The sequence below is a fragment of the Planococcus sp. BI3 genome (genome assembly GCF_056680115.1).
This window is the reverse complement of the sequence record NZ_CM155266.1, coordinates 1,256,114-1,275,501: the sequence shown is the minus strand read 5'-3', so window position 1 is coordinate 1,275,501 and position 19,388 is coordinate 1,256,114. Positions and strand designations below refer to the sequence as shown.

The following is a 19,388-nucleotide window of genomic DNA, read 5'->3' as shown; positions in this document are numbered from 1 at the left end:
TTTTCTATAGAATGACTTCCGGGCTCAAATTAATGGCCGGAATTTTTGGATAACCCGCCGATCTTATTATGCAGTTTTGTACTTTCTTTGTTCATTCCAATAAAGGTTACTTTTACGCCTGCTTGTTCGAATTTGCTTTCAACTTTGTCCAGAGCGCCGATTGCTGAATCATCCCAAAGGTGGGACGCGGTCAAATCAAATTCGACTTCCTTCAACTCTTCTTTAAAATCGATTTTCTCCATAAACTCGGATACCGATGCAAAGAACAAGGGGCCTTGTATGGTGTAGCTGCGCTTCTCCTCATTGCCGGACAGGTAAGAGTAGACATTTACCTTCGAGATTTTAGCTGCAAAGAAAATCATGCTCAGCAGGACTCCAGCTAAAACGCCATAAGCCAGATTGTGCGTGTAGACCACAGTGAGAACAGTCACAATCATGATTGATGCATCTGTTTTAGGGATTTTATAGATAGTCCGCAAAGAACTCCAATCGAAAGTACCGATGGCAACCATGATCATAACGCCGGCAAGAGCCGCCATAGGGATTTGAACGACAATTCCCCCAGCGAAAATAATGATCGCCATGAGGAAAACACCCGCAACTAGTGAGGATAATCTTCCGGAACCACCGGATTTTACGTTAATGACGGATTGTCCGATCATCGCACATCCGGCCATCCCGCCAAAGAATCCAGTGACGATATTCGCAATGCCTTGGCCGCGGCTTTCTTTGTTCTTGTCGCTTTCTGTATCGGTCATGTCATCCACGATTGTTGCAGTCAGGAGGGACTCCAAAATTCCTACTACGGTTAAAGCTAAGGCATAAGGGAAGATGATTGCCAAAGTTTCAAAGTTCACCGGAATATCCGGAATCAGGAATAATGGAAGAGCTTGAGTTAAATTCCCCATATCACCCACGCTGCGGACACCGAAGTTCATGAAGATCGCCAAAGCCGTTACCACGACAATTGCGACCAATGTAGAAGGGATGGCCGTCGTAAAACGCGGAAGGATGTAAATGATGGCTAACGTTAATCCAACCAAGGCGAACATGATCCATGTTTCACCGACAAAATGCTGCAGTTGTGAGGTGAAGATTAAAATGGCAAGTGCGTTAACAAAGCCAATCATTACGGCACGCGGGATAAACTTCATTACCCGAGCCAGTTTAAAGACTCCAAATAATATCTGCAAAATACCTGTCAAGATTGTGGTGGCTAACAAATATTGAAGACCATGTTCTGCAATCAACGTGATCATCAATAGCGCCATAGCACCTGTAGCACCTGAAATCATTCCGGGTCTTCCGCCGACAAACGCAATCACGATAGCGATACAAAACGATGCATACAAACCGACCATCGGATCGACTCCTGCAATTATTGAGAAGGCGATAGCTTCCGGAAGCAGTGCTAAAGCGACTACGATCCCTGCTAAAACGTCTCCTCTCACATTTCCAAACCATTGTTCTTTTAAAGCTGTTATTGACATACAATACCTCTTTCTCTGTTATTTTTTTGGCGATTTCTGACTCTCACAGAAATCAATCCTGTTATAAACGTTCGCCTCTTTTCAATTTCTCAATGTATTCGTGCAGATCATCTTTGTCGATGCGCCAATGGCTGCCGATTTTAAAAGCAGGCAACGTTCCTTGCTGTACTAATTTATAGGTGGTCATTTCACTTAATTGTAAGTATTCGGCTACTTGAGCTACGGTCATAATCTCTTTATCCATCATAAAAGCTCCATTCGGTTATAATTTAGTATAATCTGTTATAAAAAACTATAACAGGTTATAATTTAGTATGATCTGTTATAAAGAACTATATCAGGTTATAATAAAAGTAGACTTATTTCAACAGGTTCGACTTGATTCGATTTATTCGGAAAAATAGAAGCGGTTACCAGATGGCAGAAAAAAGGGGATAGTAAAATAGTCCAGAGGCTTGAAAGGGAGCTGCTCATGGTGAGAAACCGGCACAGTGTTTGATCGGCAACAATGGATCAGGAAGCTCGCGGTTTTGTTGTGAAATAAATGATGGCATTAAAAAAGAGGAGTGCGGCTGCACTCCTCTTTTTACTGTTCTAAAGTTTTCAGTTGGCCGGTTTCTTCGTCGTAGAATCTTAAAAGGTCCCCATTGATGACTCTTTCTGAATAGTTAAGTTCGGTGAGCGCCTGATCTACAAAAGGAGCGCATAGTCCTTGGTCGATTTTCTGGCCAGAACCATTCTCGTAACAAGTATTTCCAGCGAAGACATAATCGTCTGTAACGAAACGTCCATCGCGGAAAATGGCGAACTCTTCATGTTTCTCAGAAAATAGATCACTGCCAAACTGCATGTCGGTTCCTGATTCTATACCCATCAAGTTAAGGATGGTTGGGCGTATATCAATTTGGCCGCCAATATTTTCATTTACCTGGCCTTGGCCTGAACCCGGAATATGCACAAAGAAGGGAACCCGTTGAAGCTGTGCCGATTCATAGGGCGTAATCTCTTTTCCAAGAAATTGGGCCATGGCCTCGTTATGGTTTTCTGAAATGCCGTAGTGATCGCCATACATGACGATGATTGAATTTTCATAAAGGCCTTGTTCTTTCAGGTCATCAAATAATTCCTTCACGGCTTCGTCCAAATAACGCGTCGTCTGGAAAAAACGGTTGAGTGTACCTGAATTCGAATCGAATTCGCCGATCAGTTTATCTTGCGGATCCAATGTGAATGGATAGTGATTGGTGAGTGTAATCAACCGGCTGTAGAAAGGCTGCGGCATCTCTGCCATATGGGCAACTGACTGTTCGAAGAAGGGGATGTCTTTCATTCCCCAGTTGACGGCCTGGCCTTCTCCGACCGTAAAGCTCTGGATATCGAGAAATTCATCCACACCCAACGATTCGTACATCATGTCGCGATTCCAAAAGCTCTTGTTGTTGGCATGCTGGACATTGGTTGCATATCCTTTATTGCCAAGTTTTTCTGCCATCGAGTTATAGGTGTTGCCGCCGTGCGTAAAGAATACGGCTCCTCCGCTTAATGGATAAAGGGAGTTTTCCAGCAGAAATTCAGAATCGGATGTCTTGCCGAGGCCTGTCTGATGATAGAAGTTCGGGAAATAAACCGTGTCTTCATCTTCCGTCAGCCCATTGAGGAAAGGCGTAATGGTCTGGCCGTTCATTTCCTCATTCATTGTAAAGGTCTGCATCGACTCCAGTGTCACAACTATCAGGTTCTTGCCTTCAGCAATTCCTAACATTTCTTCAGACGGCTCGACTTGATTGGCTCGAACATAGTTGTGGACATCGGTCAGTTCTGATCCATCTGCGAATGCCCGCTGTGCCTGCGATTTGGATTGGATATAAATATCGTACAAATGATAATTGTACATGCCGAGATTCTTCACAAGCATTTCCCGGTCGAAACTGCGTGTCAATAGTTGTGGACGTTCGGCTTCAGCTAATCCGAGATTCAAGAATAAGACTGCACCTGAAAGAACAAAATAGGCTCTTCTGTAGCTGTTTTGGGATTCCTTGTTTTCTTCTTTAATTTTCAGCAATTTAACGGCAAGCAATAATAGGATGAAATCACTGAAATAAAGGATGTCCATGGGGTAAATGCTGGCGGCAGCACTGGATCCCAAATCACCGAAATTCTCTGTCTGGAACAGCACCGGCAATGTAATGAAATCATTGAAAAACCGGTAAAAAGCGACATTGCCATACAAAATAATGGATGTAACGAGCGTCATCAACAGCAAATACCGATTTCTGTTCTTTGGTTTTTTAAAGAACAGTGACAGTCCGTATAAAAAGAGCAGCAGGCTCAGTGGACTGAGAAACAGGATAATTTCCTGCATGACATTATCGATGGTGATCGAGAAGCCTGTCTGGTAGGTGATATACGTTTTTAACCAGGTGGCGATGATGGCGATTGCCAATATCGTGTGTTTCGGCCATTTTTTCTTCAACATGTAAAATCTCCTTTTGGAGGAACGCCGGGCATTAATTTTCCAAGTAGCGGTATAACGTGGATTTGCTGATGCCGGTCTTTTCCTTGATTTCAGCTAAACTGCATTGTTTGCTGTTGTACATTTCAATTGCTTTTTTTACATTTTCATCAGGTTTCCGGGGTCTTCCGGAGACAGCACCTTTTTCTTTAGCGATAGACAAACCGGCTTTCGTTTTTTCGCTGATTGCATCACGTTGAAAATCGGCTAAGCAACGAAGGATTTTAGAAAAAGTATATTCCTTGTCCCAATTACTTTCAATATTTTCATGAATAGAATGAAATGAGACTCCTTTTGTTTCAAGTTCATCTAAAAGCTCGACTAAATGACGGGTCGAATCCCCAAACGTATAAAGTTTAGAAACAACGATCAGATCGCCGGATTTCGTTTTCTTTAATAACTTATGAAGTTGTTCCCGTTTTTTGGGAGAAGCATGCTCTTCTATAAAAATTTCAGTGCATCCTGAACTATTCAAGAGCAGCAATTGGTTTTTGCATTCTGGATCTTCGACGCTGGGTCTTGCATATCCTATCAACAAGGTAAAATCTCCTTACATAAATTGATTTCATTCATCATAACATAATTGAATAAAAAAGTTCCGAAAAGGTTCTGTTTTGGGAAAAAAGATGGTACACTAAGCCCATTATTAAAAAGGTACGGCTTTTATGAGAGTTAAAAGCCATAAAATATATAATAAGAGGAGCAAAATACTGTGTGGAAAAAAATTAAAACGGAGTGGTTCGGAAATGTCCGGGGAGATGTCCTTGCAGGGATAGTCGTCGCTTTGGCATTGATTCCGGAAGCCATCGCCTTTTCCATCATCGCCGGAGTCGATCCGATGGTCGGTCTTTATGCATCATTTCTTATAGCAGTCATAATCGCATTCATCGGCGGCCGACCTGGAATGATTTCGGCAGCTACGGGAGCCATGGCCCTGTTAATGGTGCCGCTGGTGAGAGATCACGGTGTTGAGTATTTGCTTGCAGCCACTATTTTGACAGGAGTCATTCAAATACTCTTCGGAATTTTTAAAGTAGCGAAGGTGATGAAATTCATTCCGCGGGCAGTCATGATCGGCTTCGTCAACGCATTAGCGATTTTGATTTTCATGGCACAGGTGCCACACTTTATAGGTATTAATAACACAACCTATATTTTTGTAGCGATTACACTGGCAATTGTTTACATTGTCCCGAGATTTTTGAAGTCTGTCCCTGCACCGTTAATTGCTTTGGTTGTTTTGACAGGCGTAGCCATCTATTCCGGATTTGAGTTGCGGACAGTTGGAGATTTAGGTGCGATTACTAAGTCGCTGCCATCTTTCCTATTACCGGATGTACCATTCTCTATTGAAACTATTATGATCGTGTTGCCATACTCACTGGCTTTAGCGATTGTCGGATTGCTTGAATCCTTGTTGACTGCATCAATTGTGGATGATATGACAGGTACAGCAAGTGATAAAAATAAAGAATCACGTGGACAGGGTATTGCCAACTTCGTCACCGGTTTCTTCGGTGGGATGGCCGGATGTGCCATGATCGGCCAATCGGTCATCAATGTGAAATCAGGAGGACGCGGCAGACTTTCCACTTTGGTAGCAGGCCTATTTTTGATCTTCCTGATTATTGTGCTCGGGGATCTGGTCGTTCAAATTCCAATGCCTGTACTTGTAGGTATTATGATCATGGTGGCCATCGGAACTTTTGACTGGTCTTCGTTCACTTATTTAAAGAAAGCACCAAGAACAGATGCAGCGGTTATGGTAGTGACCGTCCTCATCGTCGTTTATACACATGATTTATCCATCGGAGTAATTGCAGGAGTCCTGCTGAGCGCCATCTTCTTTGTCGCAAAAATTTCGAAGATTGAAGTTAAGAAGAAAATGGAAAATGGCACTCCGAGATATAGTGTGGAAGGGCAGCTATTCTTTGCTTCAGTTGAAGATTTCCTCGAAAAGTTTGATTATTCGATTGAAAATGAGGATGTAATCATCGACTTTACAGACGCTCATGTCTGGGATGATTCAGGGGTAGGCGCGATTGATCGTGTCGTATTGAAATTTAAGGAAAATCGTAATGAGGTTATCCTTGAAGGACTGGATTCAGGTAGTAAAAAACTAGTCGATAACCTGGCTATATTCAATAGTGAGAATGCAAAGTTGCCAACCCATTAAACTTATAGGGAGTGTTGAAGGATGTATAAGAAAATATTACTGGCTGTAGATGGTTCTGACCATTCAATTCGTGCGGCAAAAGAAGCGGTGAAGATAGCCGCAGGTTCAGCGGAGTCTGAAGTGACCATCGTTTTTGTCGCAGACTATGACAATGCCAAATACGAAGTGCTGCACAGCGGCAGTTCTATGGAGTTGGATCTTAAACGCAGAAAAAAACTTCAGCCGATTGAAGAAAAATTGGCTGCTGGAAATATCAACTATAAATTGGAAATCCTTCACGGGACACCAGGACCGGCAATTGTCGAATATGCCAATAAAGAAAAAAGCGATATTCTGATCATCGGCAGCCGAGGCTTGAACGGGTTGCAGGAAATGGTTTTGGGCAGTGTCAGCCACAAAGTGGTGAAACGGGCAAATTGTCCAGTTTTGCTTGTGAAGTAATAGAAGGAATAAAAAAGAGCTCTAAATGGGCTCTTTTTTCTGTGGAGGAAGGCAGCAATGTATAGAACAACTGAAAAAATAAAGTTCATCAACAAAGCAGGCGTTGTCCATACGCCATTTTATTATGGTTGGCTGATTGTGGTCATGGCTGGTCTGTCCCACTTCTTCTCCGGTCCTGGACAAACATATTCAAATGCCATTTTTATTGATTACTATATCGAAGAATTCGGTTGGAGCCGCTCGGCGGTATCGGGCATCTATTCCTCCGCAACATTGCTTGCTGGGCTCCTGCTGTTTATCATGGGCCGGATGATTGATCGAATCGGCGCCCGCAAAATGGCGATCATTGTCTCAATCCTCCTGGCGGCTGCCAGTGTATTCAACAGCATGGTGGTCAACTGGGTCATGCTGTTTATCGGATTTTTCGCTATTCGGCTATTTGGCCAAGGATCGATGTCACTTATTCCAAACGCGCTGGTGCCCCAATGGTTTATTCAAAAACGTGGTCGCGCACTCGGCTTGGCTGCACTTGGCGGTATGATCGGATCTGCAGCTTTTCCACTGATTAATGTGTGGCTGATCGAAGCTTATGGCTGGAGGGCTGCCTGGCAAATCCTCGGAGCTTCCGTAATCATCATTTTTACGCCTTTGGCATTGCTGTTTATTCGAAACCGGCCGGAAGATATCGGCTTGCGGCCGGATAATGGACCAAATCTAAGCAAGTTGGAGCATCAGAAGCAATTGTCTTCAGATATCAGCTGGACGGTGAAAGAAGCGAGAAAGACACGGGCCTTCTGGCTTTTGCTGTTCTGTGTCGCAGTTCCGGCATTGGTCAATACCGGTATGACCTTTCATCTGGTTTCCATCTTTTCAATTCAATCCCTGGCTCCGGAAACCGCCGCGACCGTCTTGAGCCTGATGGCAGTCATTGGTTTCCCAATCACTTTTCTGGCAGGCTACCTGCTCGATAAAATTCGCGTGCAATGGATGTTGGCGGCGGTTTTTGCAGGGGAAATCGCGTCGATCTTCTTGTTGAAGGAAGCTGACGTGTTTTCTGGCGCGATTCTTTTTGCTGTGGTATGGGGCTTTATGCTGGGCATCGAGCGGGTGACGCTCAGCGTCGTCTGGCCCAATTATTTTGGCCGCCAATACCTCGGCAGCATCACCGGTATCTCCATGGCCATCATGGTAGTGGGATCTGCACTCGGTCCGCTTCCGTTCGGCTTGTTCTTCGATTTCTTTGGAGGGTATGAAGAAGTGTTGTGGGGGATCATGATTTTCCCGTTCCTTGGGATATTTGCTGCTCTGCTGGCAACACCGCCGGAAAAATCCCGGATCGAGGAATTCCAAAAATAATCTGTTAGCCATAGATTAAAATGTTTATAAAGGAGAAGAAACTCGGTGCTGAGTTTCTTCTTTTTTTGTTTCTGAAAAGCTGCATGAACGATTGAAAATGCCGCATCAGCAATGGATTTGCCTCAAAAAAAGGTTCTGCACACATTCTCGATAGGTTGATTTTATACTGGAAGTATGTAGGGTTCGAGATTAAAATACGGATAAAGAGGTGGATTCCATTGGCGAAAAATGAAGAACACCATCGCAATCCCAAAGAGCATTCGCATTCAACTGAAAAAGACAGTCACCATCCGAATATGGAGGAAGGTGAAACAGCAATCCAGGAAGAACAGGTTCAGCCAGGGCCTGAAGGACACGGAAATCATGAGCAACATGAACACCACGGACATGAAGACATGGTGGAGGACTTTAAAAAGCGGTTCTTTGTGTCTTTGATTCTGACCATTCCCATTCTGGCATTGTCCCCGATGATTCAGCATTTTATGGGAGTCGACTGGCGTTTTGAGAATGATCTTTATACTTTATTTGCCTTATCGACTATCGTGTTCTTTTACGGAGGCTGGCCATTTTTAACGGGCGGCATCAGTGAACTGAAGGAAAAAAAGCCAGGAATGATGACCTTGATCGCCTTGGCCATCAGCATTGCCTATGGCTACAGTACCTTGGTCGTATTCGGTTGGGATGGCAATCAGCTTTATTGGGAATTGGCGACGCTTGTGGTCATTATGCTGCTCGGCCATTGGATCGAAATGCGTTCGATCATGGGTGCATCGAACGCGTTAGAGCAGTTGGTGAAATTAATGCCGAGCGAAGCGCATAAATTGGATGAGCACGATCAAGTCCAGGATATGCCGCTGTCCGAAATCCGCAACAAGGACCGGGTATTGGTGAAGCCGGGTGAAAAAATTCCGGTGGATGGAGTAATTATGGAAGGAAAGTCGACGATCGATGAATCGATGCTGACCGGAGAATCCGTGCCCAGCGATAAAGCAGAAGGCGATGGCGTCATTGGAGGATCGGTGAACAAAGAAGGATCCCTGATCATCCAGGTGGAAAAAACAGGAGAAGAATCGTATTTGTCCCAAGTCATCACAATGGTAAAAGAAGCGCAGGAGTCCAAATCCAAAACACAGGACTTGACCAATCGTGCTGCTAAATGGCTGTTTTATTTGGCTTTAGTGGCCGGATTCGTCACTTTATTCTCCTGGTTGGCCCTTGGCTACGCGTTTGATATCGCCATTGAGCGAATGGTTACGGTCATGGTCATCACCTGTCCGCATGCTTTGGGTCTGGCAGCGCCGTTGGTTGTTGCTGTTTCCACATCCATATCCGCAAAACAGGGGTTGCTGATCCGAAACCGTGCAGATTTCGAAGGAGCACGAAATTTGGATGCGGTGGTATTCGATAAGACCGGAACGCTGACAAAAGGCGAGTTTGGTGTGACGGATATCGTTTCTGAAAGCAGCTATACGGATGAACAGGTGCTGCAGCTGGCAGCGGCGATCGAACAAAATTCAGAGCATCCGATTGCTGCAGGCATCGTCGCGTCCGCCAAGCAAAAAGACATTCTGATCGGCCGAGTGAGCGATTTTGAATCGATTGCCGGTAAAGGCATCCAAGGGACTGTGGACGGGAAGAAAGTCAACGTGGTCAGTCCCGGCTATGTCAACAGCAATCGCTTAAGCTACAATGAAAATCAATTTAATGAGTTATCAGCAGAAGGGAAGACCGTTGTCTTCGTGCTTGTGGAAAATCAGCTCGCCGGCATGATTGCTTTGGCCGATATCGTCCGGGAAACGGCGAAAGAAGCTGTGGCTGCCCTTAAGGCAAAAGGCATCCATTCGGTCATGCTGACTGGAGATAATCAGAAAGTCGCGAATTGGGTAGCGAAGCAAGTAGGCATTGAAGAAGTCTACGCGGAAGTGCTGCCGGATGACAAAGCCAATCAAATCAAAAAGATCAAAGCGAAAGGCTGGAGAGTCGCGATGACAGGGGATGGTGTGAATGATGCACCAGCACTCGCCACAGCGGACCTTGGAATCGCAATTGGCGCCGGGACGGACGTAGCCATGGAAACGGCCGATGTGGTGCTTGTGAGGAGCAATCCGAACGATGTCGTGGCGCTGATTGACCTTTCCAAAAAAACTTACCGGAAATTGGTGCAGAACTTATGGTGGGCGACCGGCTATAATATTTTTGCCATCCCACTGGCTGCAGGTGTCCTGGCGCCTTGGGGAATTATCATCAGCCCGGCAATCGGAGCGGTCTTCATGAGCCTGAGTACCGTTATTGTCGCTATTAATGCCAAGCTGTTAAAAGCATAAGCACTGTAATCATGAACCTTTTGCATGGCAGGTTGATGGACGTTTTACCGATCGTTTAGCCTCGTTAAATGAAAACGCCAATTTCCTGCTGCCATTAGGAAATTGGCGTTTATTTATGGAAAAAGGGATTTTTTCAACGGGGTGGTTTATGATATGAAGTAAAAAGGAGAGGTTATATGAAAAAAACAAATGTTTGTTTCATTGGAGCCGGCCTGCACTCGACGACGAATATTTACCCAGCCGCACTTGAAGCGGGAGCGGAAATCCAAGCAATTGCCACGCGCAGTCTCGAGCGTTCCCGAAATGCTCTCCAACGAATGGGGAGCGAAGGAGTTGCGTATGATGATTACCGGCGCATGCTGGAAAAGGAAGAATGTGCGGGGGTCGTGGTGGTTGCGCAGCCTGAAGACCATGTCTCTCTCGTTCTCGACTGCATCAAAGCTGGAAAAAATGTCTTTGTCGAAAAACCACTTGGCATGACTGAGGCGGAAGCGTTGAGGATTGCAGAAGCAGCTGAAGAGGCTGGAGTCCAGGTGATGGTCGGGTTTATGAAGCGCTACGCGCCGATTTACCAAAAACTCAAAGAAGTGATCGATAGTGAGGCACTCGGCACTGTACGCTCTTTCCAGGCGCGATTTGCTGTTGACAGCACGCTATTCTGCAAAAATGACGAGCAGTTCTTGAAATTTTCCGCCATCCATATGGTGGACCTGGTGCGATTCCTGTTCGGCGAAGCGGTGGAAGCAACAGGTTTCAAAAACAGCAGCGAAGAGTTTATTTCGCATAGCATTTCGGTGAAGTTTGAAACTGGCGTTGTCGGCAGCCTGTATTTCAGCGGCATGACCGCCTGGACGCGTGAAAGTGAGAACATTACGGTGACCTTTGATGAAGGATTCGCTTTTGCAGATGAAATCAATGCGTTGACCATCCACAAATCACAGCATCATGAAGAACAGCCGTGGCAATCGATTGAAGAAGCGGACACCCATTACAAGCCATCCGCAACACCGATGTCCGGGGCATACCGGGACCTGTACCTCCGGGGGTTTGTCGGTGAAATGTCCCATTTCCTTGAATGCTGCACGACGGGCGCGGTGCCGTTGTCGAATGCACGCGACAATGTCCAAACGATGGCGCTTTGCGAACGGATCTTAGATAGTTTATCGTGAAATGCTAAAAACCTTCTTGTTTTCACCTGTATTTCGTTTGTGGCCTTGGAGTATGGAATAGAACAAGGCAAATCAGCATTATGCGGAGTCTGATGGGCAGTAGAAAAGCGCAGCCGGTATTTTACAGCCGGCTGCGCTTTTTCCTGTTTTCGGAAGCAGATCTTCTTTTGCCTATTCCGGACTTTCACAGATCACTTTGATGTTTTCCAATGTATGGGCGGCAGAAATCCGACCCAGCCGTTCGTAGATGAGCCGGTCTGTGATTTTTCCGTACAGGTCATCGGGGATATAGCTTTCGATTTCAAATGTAAGCTCAGTGCCTGAACCTTTTGCTTCGTAATAGCTTGATTGTTTGGCATTAAAGCTTCCGCTCAGCATGCCGGTCCATTTTGCGGTACTCTCCGTAATTTCGCATTCTGTAACTTGAATGGTTTCTGGAAAATGCATGCCCATGATGGCGTAATCCGCTTCGACCGTGGTTCCGAGATCACCGTTGCCGTCGATTTTTTTCGGGGCAGCTAAATTATTATAGAAATGTGCCCAGTTTTCAGGATTGATGGTATAGTGAAAGACTTTTTCAAGTGGAGCATTGATGAAGATGGTCTGTTTTGTATGCGCCATGCGTTCATTCGCCTCCTGATTGGATGATTCTTTCTGTTTCATTATACTACGGGGAAACCGTTTAGTTGATAAATGACTGAATAATATAAAATAAAATGGTTGTTGAATTTTCTTTCTCTTCTTTATCCGGATTGGGTTGAGTAACTTATCATTAGAATCCATCCATTTGTTTGGCTCCTATTAGAATCCTTCGTTAGCTGGTCCGCTCTTCTAAGATCACTTTCCACCAAATTTTTTCCTGGATTTGAGTTTACAAAAAGGGAAAAGATGGTATTAGTTAATTAACTAAAATATGTTGAAAATATATCTTTAATAATAAAAATACGATTATACATAAAAGCTTTTTGGATTTCATTTTGTATCAAGACAGGAATTTTGCGCTGGTCATGCTGTGGAATCTTATTTTCAACAACCTACGGAGGAAGGTTGGATTTATGAGCAGACCAAGTCGGGGTGATGTTCCAGTCTTGCTGGCAGGTAATTTTCTGGTGGCTTGTATTCTTTTGGGAAGCTGTGTTGAACCTGACAAACAATCTGAGCCTATTCCCTTTAGGGAAGACGAGAAGAGGCAAGAGGAGTCGGTTGACGAACAGGAATTTCCACAGGAGATTGGGGCAAAGGAAGAGGCGGCGGCCGGTGAAATCGATATCGAAGGGAAGGAGGCGGAAGTTTCCAGTCATGAAATCCAGGAACAGCTCTTACTGCTTTTGCGGAAAGAAAAGTGGCGAGTCTTCTTTCTGCAATTAAAAGATCCCGCAGAAATTGACGTGCCATCGGATGACTTTAATGAGCCGCATGTTGCGCAAGCCGTTTTAAGCAAACATGATCCTTCCATGAATTATGCCTGGCTGGAAATCAATAAAGTAAACGGCAAGTTCAATGAAGTTTGGCAAAAGCATTGGGGAAGTGTGGTCGCTGGTCCAGAAATTTTGGACGAGGAATCATTGTTAAACCATCTGATGAGTATTCAAAGGAAATATGAATCTTTGCTGAACGAAATAAGGCTCTTGGAATTTAAAAGCTCTACAGAACATGCCCAGCATCTGCATGATTACAAATTGTATCTTGAAGGAGCCATCCTGTACCGCATAGAAGCAGTTTCTCTCTTACTGGATGCACTGGAAACAGGAGAACAGAGGGATCTCTTAGTGGAAGAAGCTGTGGCTGCAGCAATTAGTTCCGAAACTTATGCGGAAATGTCCGATGAGGAGCTGATGAGCTACCAGCAGAGTTTCCGGAGAGACCCAAAATGGAATCCTGAATGATCAATTGCTCCTCAAAAAGGAAAAAGCCGCGAGAGACAATTGTCTCCCGCGGCTTTTTTAATCGGTTTCCTTCTTTTTCTCAATCGCCAACAGGAAAGGCGGGGAATGTTTCTGGTTGATGAATTCATATTTCAGGACGTCGAATGATTTTTGCGGCAGCGCTGCAACGAATTCCATGACAGCGTCCCGCTCTTCACTGCCGCCTTCATGCCCACTGTATACGACAATCAATAATAAGCCATGGACCCGGAGAAGCTCTACGCATTGTTCAAGGGCCATTAGGGTGCTTTGCGCTTTCGTGATGATGCTGTGGTCGCCTTTGGGCAAATAACCAAGGTTGAAGACAGCGGCTGAAATCGGCTGGGTGACGTAATCCTTGATTTTGGCGTGGCTGTCATGGACCAGTTCGACATGCTGGAATTCCTTTACCCGTTCAGCGGTCGCTTGGATTGCTTCTGCTTGGATATCAAAAGCAAAGACTTTGCCTGTGGCTCCGGTCAATCCGGCGAGGAAATGGGTATCATGGCCATTTCCGGCAGTGCCATCGACCACCCAGTCTCCTGGTGAGACGGCTTGCTCGAGAAGAACTTTTGTATAAGGCAAAACGCGCTGCAGCGTCATCGCGCCACGCTCCCTGCAGCTAATTTTCCTTGCCAGCTCTTGCGGCGTTCCAGTTCAGCATCGATGCCGTTCAGGACTTCCCATTTGTTGGCGCTCCACATCGGGCCGATCATCAAGTCGATGGGGCCGTCGCCGGTGATGCGCTGGACTACCATTTCAGGCGGCAGCACTTCGAGCTGGTCGGCAACTAAATTGATGTATTCCTGCTTTTCCAGAAATTCGACCATGCCTTTTTCGTATTGTTTGACCATTGGCGTGCCTTTCAATAAATGCAGCAGGTGAATCTTGATGCCCTGCACATCGAGTTTGGCCACTTCGCGGGCAGTCTCCATCATCATGTCCCGGTCTTCAAGCGGCAGGCCGTTGATGATATGGGTACAGACCCGAATGCCGCGCTTGCGCAATTTCGCGACTCCTTCGACGTATGCCTCGAAATCATGGGCTCGGTTGACCAAAAGCGCCGTCCGTTCATGGACCGTCTGAAGTCCGAGTTCCACCCACAGGTATGTCCGGTCGTTCAGTTCCGCGAGGTAATCCACCACATCATCCGGCAGGCAGTCGGGACGTGTCGCAATGCTCAAGCCAATGACATTTTCCTGCTCCAGTGCCGCTTCGAATTTTTCCTTGATGACAGGCAATGGGGCATGTGTGTTGGTATAGGCTTGGAAATAAGCCATGTATTTGGCGTCTTTCCATTTGCGGTGCATTTTTTCTTTTATTTTATCGAATTGCTCGGGAATCGAATCCACTCGGTCCCCGGCAAAATCACCGGACCCAGCGACGCTGCAGAATGTGCAGCCGCCATGAGCAACCGTGCCGTCGCGATTTGGGCAATCAAAGCCTGCATCCAAGGCGATTTTCATGACCTTAAAGCCAAAATGGTCGCGCAAGTGGCGATTCCATGTATAGTAGCGTTTTCCATCAGATGAAAAAGGAAATTCTGTATTCACTCCAAACAACTCCTCTATCAATAGTGTAGCATGCAAACAAAACAGCCAACAATGTTCAGTGGTACAGATCCTATTTATTAAGAATATTGCGTTTCCATCGATAGTTTGTTTAAATTGAAATGAAAGCGTTTTAACTATCAATTTTGTGATGATGAGGCAGAGGGGGCATAATGGAATGAAACCGATTTACAGTTCTGCAAAAGAAGCTGTTGAACAGATCCAGGATGGCGCTACGATTATGGTAGGCGGGTTCGGATTGGTGGGGATACCTGAACAATTGATTTTGGCGCTTGTCGATAAAGGGGTTACCGACCTCACTGTCATTTCCAATAATTGCGGAGTAGACGAGTGGGGCCTTGGATTATTATTGAAAAACAAACAGATCAAAAAAATGATCGCTTCTTATGTAGGCGAAAACAAAGAATTCGAGCGCCAGGTGCTGTCGGGCGAAATCGAAGTTGAATTGACGCCGCAAGGAACACTTGCTGAAAAAATGCGTGCAGGCGGAGCCGGAATTCCAGCTTTCTTTACACCGGCAGGCGTTGGCACGACCGTTGCAGAAGGCAAGGAAATCCGCGAATTTGATGGCAAGGAATATGTTCTTGAGCACGCATTGAGAGCTGACTTTTCGCTTGTGCGGGCGCACAAGGCAGATAAAATGGGCAACCTGGTATACAACAAGACCGCCCAGAACTTCAATCCGCTGGCTGCAGCCGCTGGAATGATCACCATTGCGGAAGTGGAAGAAATCGTGGAAATCGGTGCGATCGATCCGAACCATGTCCAGACGCCGAGCATCTATGTGCAAGGCTTGCTTCAGGCCAAGCAGGAAAAACGCATTGAACGGCTGACGACGCGCACTGTTTAGGAAAGGGTGGAGAAAATCATGGACAAACAATTAGTCAGAGAACGAATTGCCAAGCGAGCCGAAAAAGAAATCAAAGACGGCGATTACGTCAACCTGGGAATCGGCATGCCGACACTGGTCGCCAATTTTATTTCCGAAAACAAAAGCGTCGTGCTTCAATCGGAAAATGGACTTTTGGGAATCGGCCCTTATCCGACAGAAGACCAAGTGGATCCGGATTTGATCAATGCCGGAAAAGAAACGGTCACCACCATTCCCGGATCTGCATTTTTTACCAGTGCCGAATCTTTCGCGATGATTCGCGGCGGACATATCGACGTGGCGATTCTTGGCGGCATGGAAGTGGCTGAAAACGGCGACTTGGCCAACTGGATGATTCCGGGTAAAATGATCAAAGGCATGGGCGGAGCGATGGATCTAGTCCACGGCGCCAAAAAAGTCATTGTCATCATGGATCATGTGTCCAAGGACGGTTCAGCCAAGATCAAGAAACAATGCGACTTGCCGCTGACCGGAAAAGCTGTGGTCAATAAAATCATCACGGAACGCGCAGTCATCGAAGTGACAGACGCCGGCTTGGTGCTGTTGGAGGTATTCGAAGGATTTACGGTCCAGGATATCATCGACTCGACCGATGCACCGTTGAATACAGAAAATGTCAAAGTCTCATAGGCTATTGCCAAAAAACGGCCGTTCGTCTAAAATGAAGACAATAACCAATGACAGCGAAGAGGACTAGTAGTTTGTGTGTTTTCCACAGAGAGCCGGCGGATGGTGCAAGCCGGTAAAACGCGCAACCGAACTCACCTTGGAGTCAGTGTATGTGAAACCAAGTAAGATACACCGTTTTCCGCGTTAAGGAGTCAAGTTGAGCGAGCAATCGCTAATTTGGGTGGTACCGCGGGAAAACTCCCGTCCCTTATTTATGAGGGACGGGAGTTTTTATTTTGAGGAGGAAAAGGAAATGACATTCAAGCACAAGCTAGTTGAGAAAAAATGGCAGAAATATTGGCAGGACAACAAAACATTCAAAATGGTGGACGATCCATCCAAACCGAAATTCTATGCGTTGGATATGTTCCCTTATCCATCAGGCGCCGGCCTTCACGTCGGCCATCCGGAAGGCTACACGGCGACGGATATTTTAAGCCGCGTGAAACGCATGCAAGGCTACAACGTCCTTCACCCGATGGGCTGGGACGCATTCGGCCTTCCGGCAGAGCAATACGCATTGGATACCGGAAACGATCCGGCAGAATTTACTGCCAAAAACATCGCGACGTTCAAGCGCCAAATCCAGGAACTTGGCTTTTCTTATGACTGGGACCGCGAAATCAATACAACAGATCCTTCTTACTACAAATGGACCCAATGGATTTTCATCCAGTTGTACAATAAAGGTCTTGCTTATGTAGACGAAGTAGCAGTCAACTGGTGCCCTGCACTGGGTACAGTTTTGGCCAACGAAGAAGTAATCGACGGCAAATCAGAGCGCGGAGGCCATCCGGTCGAACGCCGCCCGATGCGCCAATGGGTGCTTCGCATCACGAATTATGCAGATCGCCTGCTTGAAGACCTGAATGATCTGGATTGGCCGGAAAGCCTGAAAGACATGCAGCGCAATTGGATCGGCAAATCGGAAGGGGCAGAACTGGAATTCCAGGTTGCCGATACGGAACATTCTTTCCGTGCCTTCACGACACGTCCGGATACGATTTTCGGAGCGACTTACGCGGTGCTTGCTCCTGAACATAAATTGGTGGCAGCCATTACGACAACTGAACAAAAACAAGCTGTCGAACAATACATCGACGACGTCAAGACGAAAAGTGATCTGGAACGTACCGATTTGGCGAAAGACAAATCAGGTGTCTTCACAGGCGCTTATGCGACCAACCCGGCCAGCGGCGAAGAAATGCCGATTTGGATTGCCGATTATGTACTGGCTACATACGGAACCGGTGCCATCATGGCAGTTCCTGCCCATGACGAGCGTGATTACGAATTCGCCAAGCAATTCGACTTGCCGATTGTGGAAGTCGTTTCCGGCGGCAATATTGAAGAAGAAGCTTATGCTGGCGACGGCAAATTGATCAATTCCGATTTCCTTAACGGCTTGAATAAAAAAGACGCGATTGAAAAAGCCATCAACTGGCTGGTTGACAAACAGGTCGGCGAAAAGAAAATCACGTATCGTCTGCGGGACTGGCTGTTCAGCCGCCAGCGCTACTGGGGCGAACCGATTCCAATCATCCACTGGGAAGATGGCACGATGACACCGGTCGAAGACAAAGATCTGCCATTGATGCTGCCGGTAACGACAGACATCAAGCCAAGTGGTACCGGTGAATCACCGCTTGCCAATATCGCAGACTGGGTCAATATCGTCCATCCTGAAACCGGCATGAAAGGGCGCCGCGAAACCAATACGATGCCGCAATGGGCAGGCAGCTGCTGGTATTACCTGCGCTTTATCGATCCAACCAATGACGAAATGCTGGCCGATCCAGAATTGTTGAAACGCTGGCTGCCGGTTGACGTTTATATCGGTGGTGCCGAACACGCCGTGCTGCATCTGTTGTATGCACGTTTCTGGCATAAAGTGCTTTACGATATCGGTGTGGTATCAACGAAAGAGCCATTCCAGAAATTGTTTAACCAAGGCATGATTTTAGGCGAAGGCAACGAAAAGATGTCGAAATCCAAAGGCAATGTCGTCAACCCGGACCAGATCATCGAAAGCCACGGAGCAGACACGTTGCGCATGTATGAAATGTTCATGGGCCCTCTGGAAGCATCGATCGCCTGGTCGACAAACGGCTTGGACGGCTCCCGCCGATTCCTGGACCGTGTGTGGCGCCTGTTGATGGATGAAGAGCAATTGAGTGCGAAAGTCACCGACACCAACGATGGCAAACTGGAAAAAATCTATCACCAGACCGTCAAAAAAGTGACAGACGATTTCGAAGGATTGCGCTTCAACACAGCCATTTCACAAATGATGGTCTTCATCAACGAAGGCTATAAAGTCGATTCGATTCCGAAAGAATACGTGGAAGGCTTTGTGAAATTGCTGTCGCCGATTGCACCTCACGTAGCAGAAGAATTATGGGAGAAATTGGGCCATGAAGGATCAGTTTCCTACGAAAACTGGCCGCTGTATGACGAGTCGAAATTGGTCGACGATGTCGTTGAAGTTGTCGTGCAAGTGAACGGCAAAGTGAAAACCAAGCTGACCATCGCCAAAGACAGCACAAAAGAACAGCTGGAAACGGCAGCGCTTGCGGACGAACATGTCCAAAAAGCAGCAGATGGCAAACAAGTACGCAAAGTCATCGTCATTCCAGGGAAACTGGTTAATATAGTAGTTGGGTAATTAGAAAAGCGGAGTCTTCCGGGAGCCCTGAACGGCTTAAGGCGGACTGGCGAAGCGGCGCCTTTTGCCGCACAGCCAGGCGGACTTAAGATCCCGAGGGGCTGGAAGACGGAGTCTGGACAAAGAAAAGCGGAGTCTTCCGATAGCCCTGAACGGCTTAAGGCGGAGTCTGGACAAAGAAAAGCGGAGTCTTCCGATAGCCCTGAACGGCTTAAGGCG

16 protein-coding genes and 1 other annotated feature are annotated in these 19,388 nt (G+C 46.4%); of the genes, 9 read left to right on the top strand and 7 right to left on the bottom strand.

Annotation, left to right across the window (positions count from 1 at the left end; translation table 11 throughout):
* Positions 1 to 29 precede the first annotated feature (29 nt).
* The 4 genes from AC1MEO_RS06400 to AC1MEO_RS06385 form a co-directional block, all read right to left on the bottom strand.
* Positions 30 to 1,490, bottom strand: coding sequence for a SulP family inorganic anion transporter (locus tag AC1MEO_RS06400; RefSeq protein ID WP_480335111.1), 1,461 nt, complete (start codon positions 1,488 to 1,490; stop codon positions 30 to 32).
* Positions 1,491 to 1,551: 61 nt separating this feature from the next.
* Positions 1,552 to 1,734 carry a helix-turn-helix domain-containing protein gene (locus AC1MEO_RS06395; RefSeq protein ID WP_480335110.1) on the bottom strand — a complete coding sequence of 61 codons (183 nt, stop codon included), beginning with the start codon at positions 1,732 to 1,734 and terminating at the stop codon, positions 1,552 to 1,554.
* A 342-nt stretch (positions 1,735 to 2,076) separates the two neighbouring features.
* Positions 2,077 to 3,966, bottom strand: a complete 1,890-nt coding sequence (locus AC1MEO_RS06390) for an LTA synthase family protein (protein WP_480335109.1) — start codon at positions 3,964 to 3,966, stop codon at positions 2,077 to 2,079.
* 31 nt (positions 3,967 to 3,997) lie between these two features.
* Complete coding sequence (locus tag AC1MEO_RS06385; RefSeq protein ID WP_480335108.1) at positions 3,998 to 4,540, bottom strand: recombinase family protein; 543 nt, start codon at positions 4,538 to 4,540, stop codon at positions 3,998 to 4,000.
* Between the two features lie 174 nt (positions 4,541 to 4,714).
* Between AC1MEO_RS06385 and AC1MEO_RS06380 the strand changes: the two genes are divergently transcribed.
* From AC1MEO_RS06380 to AC1MEO_RS06360, 5 genes are all read left to right on the top strand, one after another.
* Positions 4,715 to 6,178 carry a SulP family inorganic anion transporter gene (locus AC1MEO_RS06380; protein WP_480335107.1) on the top strand — a complete coding sequence of 488 codons (1,464 nt, stop codon included), beginning with the start codon at positions 4,715 to 4,717 and terminating at the stop codon, positions 6,176 to 6,178.
* A 21-nt stretch (positions 6,179 to 6,199) separates the two neighbouring features.
* Entirely contained in the window at positions 6,200 to 6,619 is a 420-nt protein-coding gene (locus tag AC1MEO_RS06375) for a universal stress protein (protein ID WP_480335106.1), read from the top strand.
* A 57-nt stretch (positions 6,620 to 6,676) separates the two neighbouring features.
* Entirely contained in the window at positions 6,677 to 7,975 is a 1,299-nt protein-coding gene (locus tag AC1MEO_RS06370) for an MFS transporter (protein WP_480335105.1), read from the top strand.
* 395 nt (positions 7,976 to 8,370) lie between these two features.
* Positions 8,371 to 10,299 carry a copper-translocating P-type ATPase gene (locus tag AC1MEO_RS06365; RefSeq protein ID WP_480336040.1) on the top strand — a complete coding sequence of 643 codons (1,929 nt, stop codon included), beginning with the start codon at positions 8,371 to 8,373 and terminating at the stop codon, positions 10,297 to 10,299.
* 176 nt (positions 10,300 to 10,475) lie between these two features.
* On the top strand, positions 10,476 to 11,468 hold the full coding sequence (locus AC1MEO_RS06360; RefSeq protein ID WP_480335104.1) for a Gfo/Idh/MocA family protein: 993 nt from the start codon (positions 10,476 to 10,478) through the stop codon (positions 11,466 to 11,468).
* Positions 11,469 to 11,639: 171 nt separating this feature from the next.
* Here AC1MEO_RS06360 and AC1MEO_RS06355 read toward each other — a convergent pair whose 3' ends face one another.
* The gene (locus AC1MEO_RS06355; protein WP_480335103.1) at positions 11,640 to 12,089 is read right to left on the bottom strand and encodes an SRPBCC family protein; all 450 of its coding nucleotides are present in this window, start codon (positions 12,087 to 12,089) and stop codon (positions 11,640 to 11,642) included.
* Between the two features lie 434 nt (positions 12,090 to 12,523).
* Between AC1MEO_RS06355 and AC1MEO_RS06350 the strand changes: the two genes are divergently transcribed.
* The gene (locus tag AC1MEO_RS06350) at positions 12,524 to 13,354 is read left to right on the top strand and encodes a hypothetical protein (protein ID WP_480335102.1); all 831 of its coding nucleotides are present in this window, start codon (positions 12,524 to 12,526) and stop codon (positions 13,352 to 13,354) included.
* 57 nt (positions 13,355 to 13,411) lie between these two features.
* Here the strand turns inward: AC1MEO_RS06350 and mnmM are convergent, their stop codons facing one another.
* Both mnmM and mnmL read right to left on the bottom strand, forming a co-directional pair.
* Complete coding sequence (mnmM, locus tag AC1MEO_RS06345) at positions 13,412 to 13,975, bottom strand: tRNA 5-(aminomethyl)-2-thiouridylate-methyltransferase MnmM (protein ID WP_480335101.1); 564 nt, start codon at positions 13,973 to 13,975, stop codon at positions 13,412 to 13,414.
* Positions 13,972 to 14,925: a tRNA modification radical SAM protein MnmL/YtqA gene (mnmL, locus tag AC1MEO_RS06340; RefSeq protein ID WP_480335100.1), complete on the bottom strand. Its 954-nt coding sequence runs from the start codon at positions 14,923 to 14,925 to the stop codon at positions 13,972 to 13,974. Before mnmL ends, mnmM begins: the two co-directional genes overlap by 4 nt.
* A gap of 175 nt (positions 14,926 to 15,100) precedes the next feature.
* Between mnmL and AC1MEO_RS06335 the strand changes: the two genes are divergently transcribed.
* The 3 genes from AC1MEO_RS06335 to leuS all read left to right on the top strand — a co-directional run bounded on the left by AC1MEO_RS06335 (position 15,101) and on the right by leuS (position 19,169).
* The gene (locus AC1MEO_RS06335) at positions 15,101 to 15,793 is read left to right on the top strand and encodes a CoA transferase subunit A (RefSeq protein ID WP_480335099.1); all 693 of its coding nucleotides are present in this window, start codon (positions 15,101 to 15,103) and stop codon (positions 15,791 to 15,793) included.
* A gap of 18 nt (positions 15,794 to 15,811) precedes the next feature.
* On the top strand, positions 15,812 to 16,465 hold the full coding sequence (locus AC1MEO_RS06330; protein ID WP_480335098.1) for a 3-oxoacid CoA-transferase subunit B: 654 nt from the start codon (positions 15,812 to 15,814) through the stop codon (positions 16,463 to 16,465).
* Between the two features lie 44 nt (positions 16,466 to 16,509).
* Positions 16,510 to 16,716 (top strand) — a binding site (T-box leader).
* Between the two features lie 41 nt (positions 16,717 to 16,757).
* Positions 16,758 to 19,169 (top strand): leucine--tRNA ligase, encoded by a 2,412-nt coding sequence (leuS, locus tag AC1MEO_RS06325; protein WP_480335096.1) that lies wholly within the window; start codon positions 16,758 to 16,760, stop codon positions 19,167 to 19,169.
* Positions 19,170 to 19,388 lie beyond the last annotated feature (219 nt).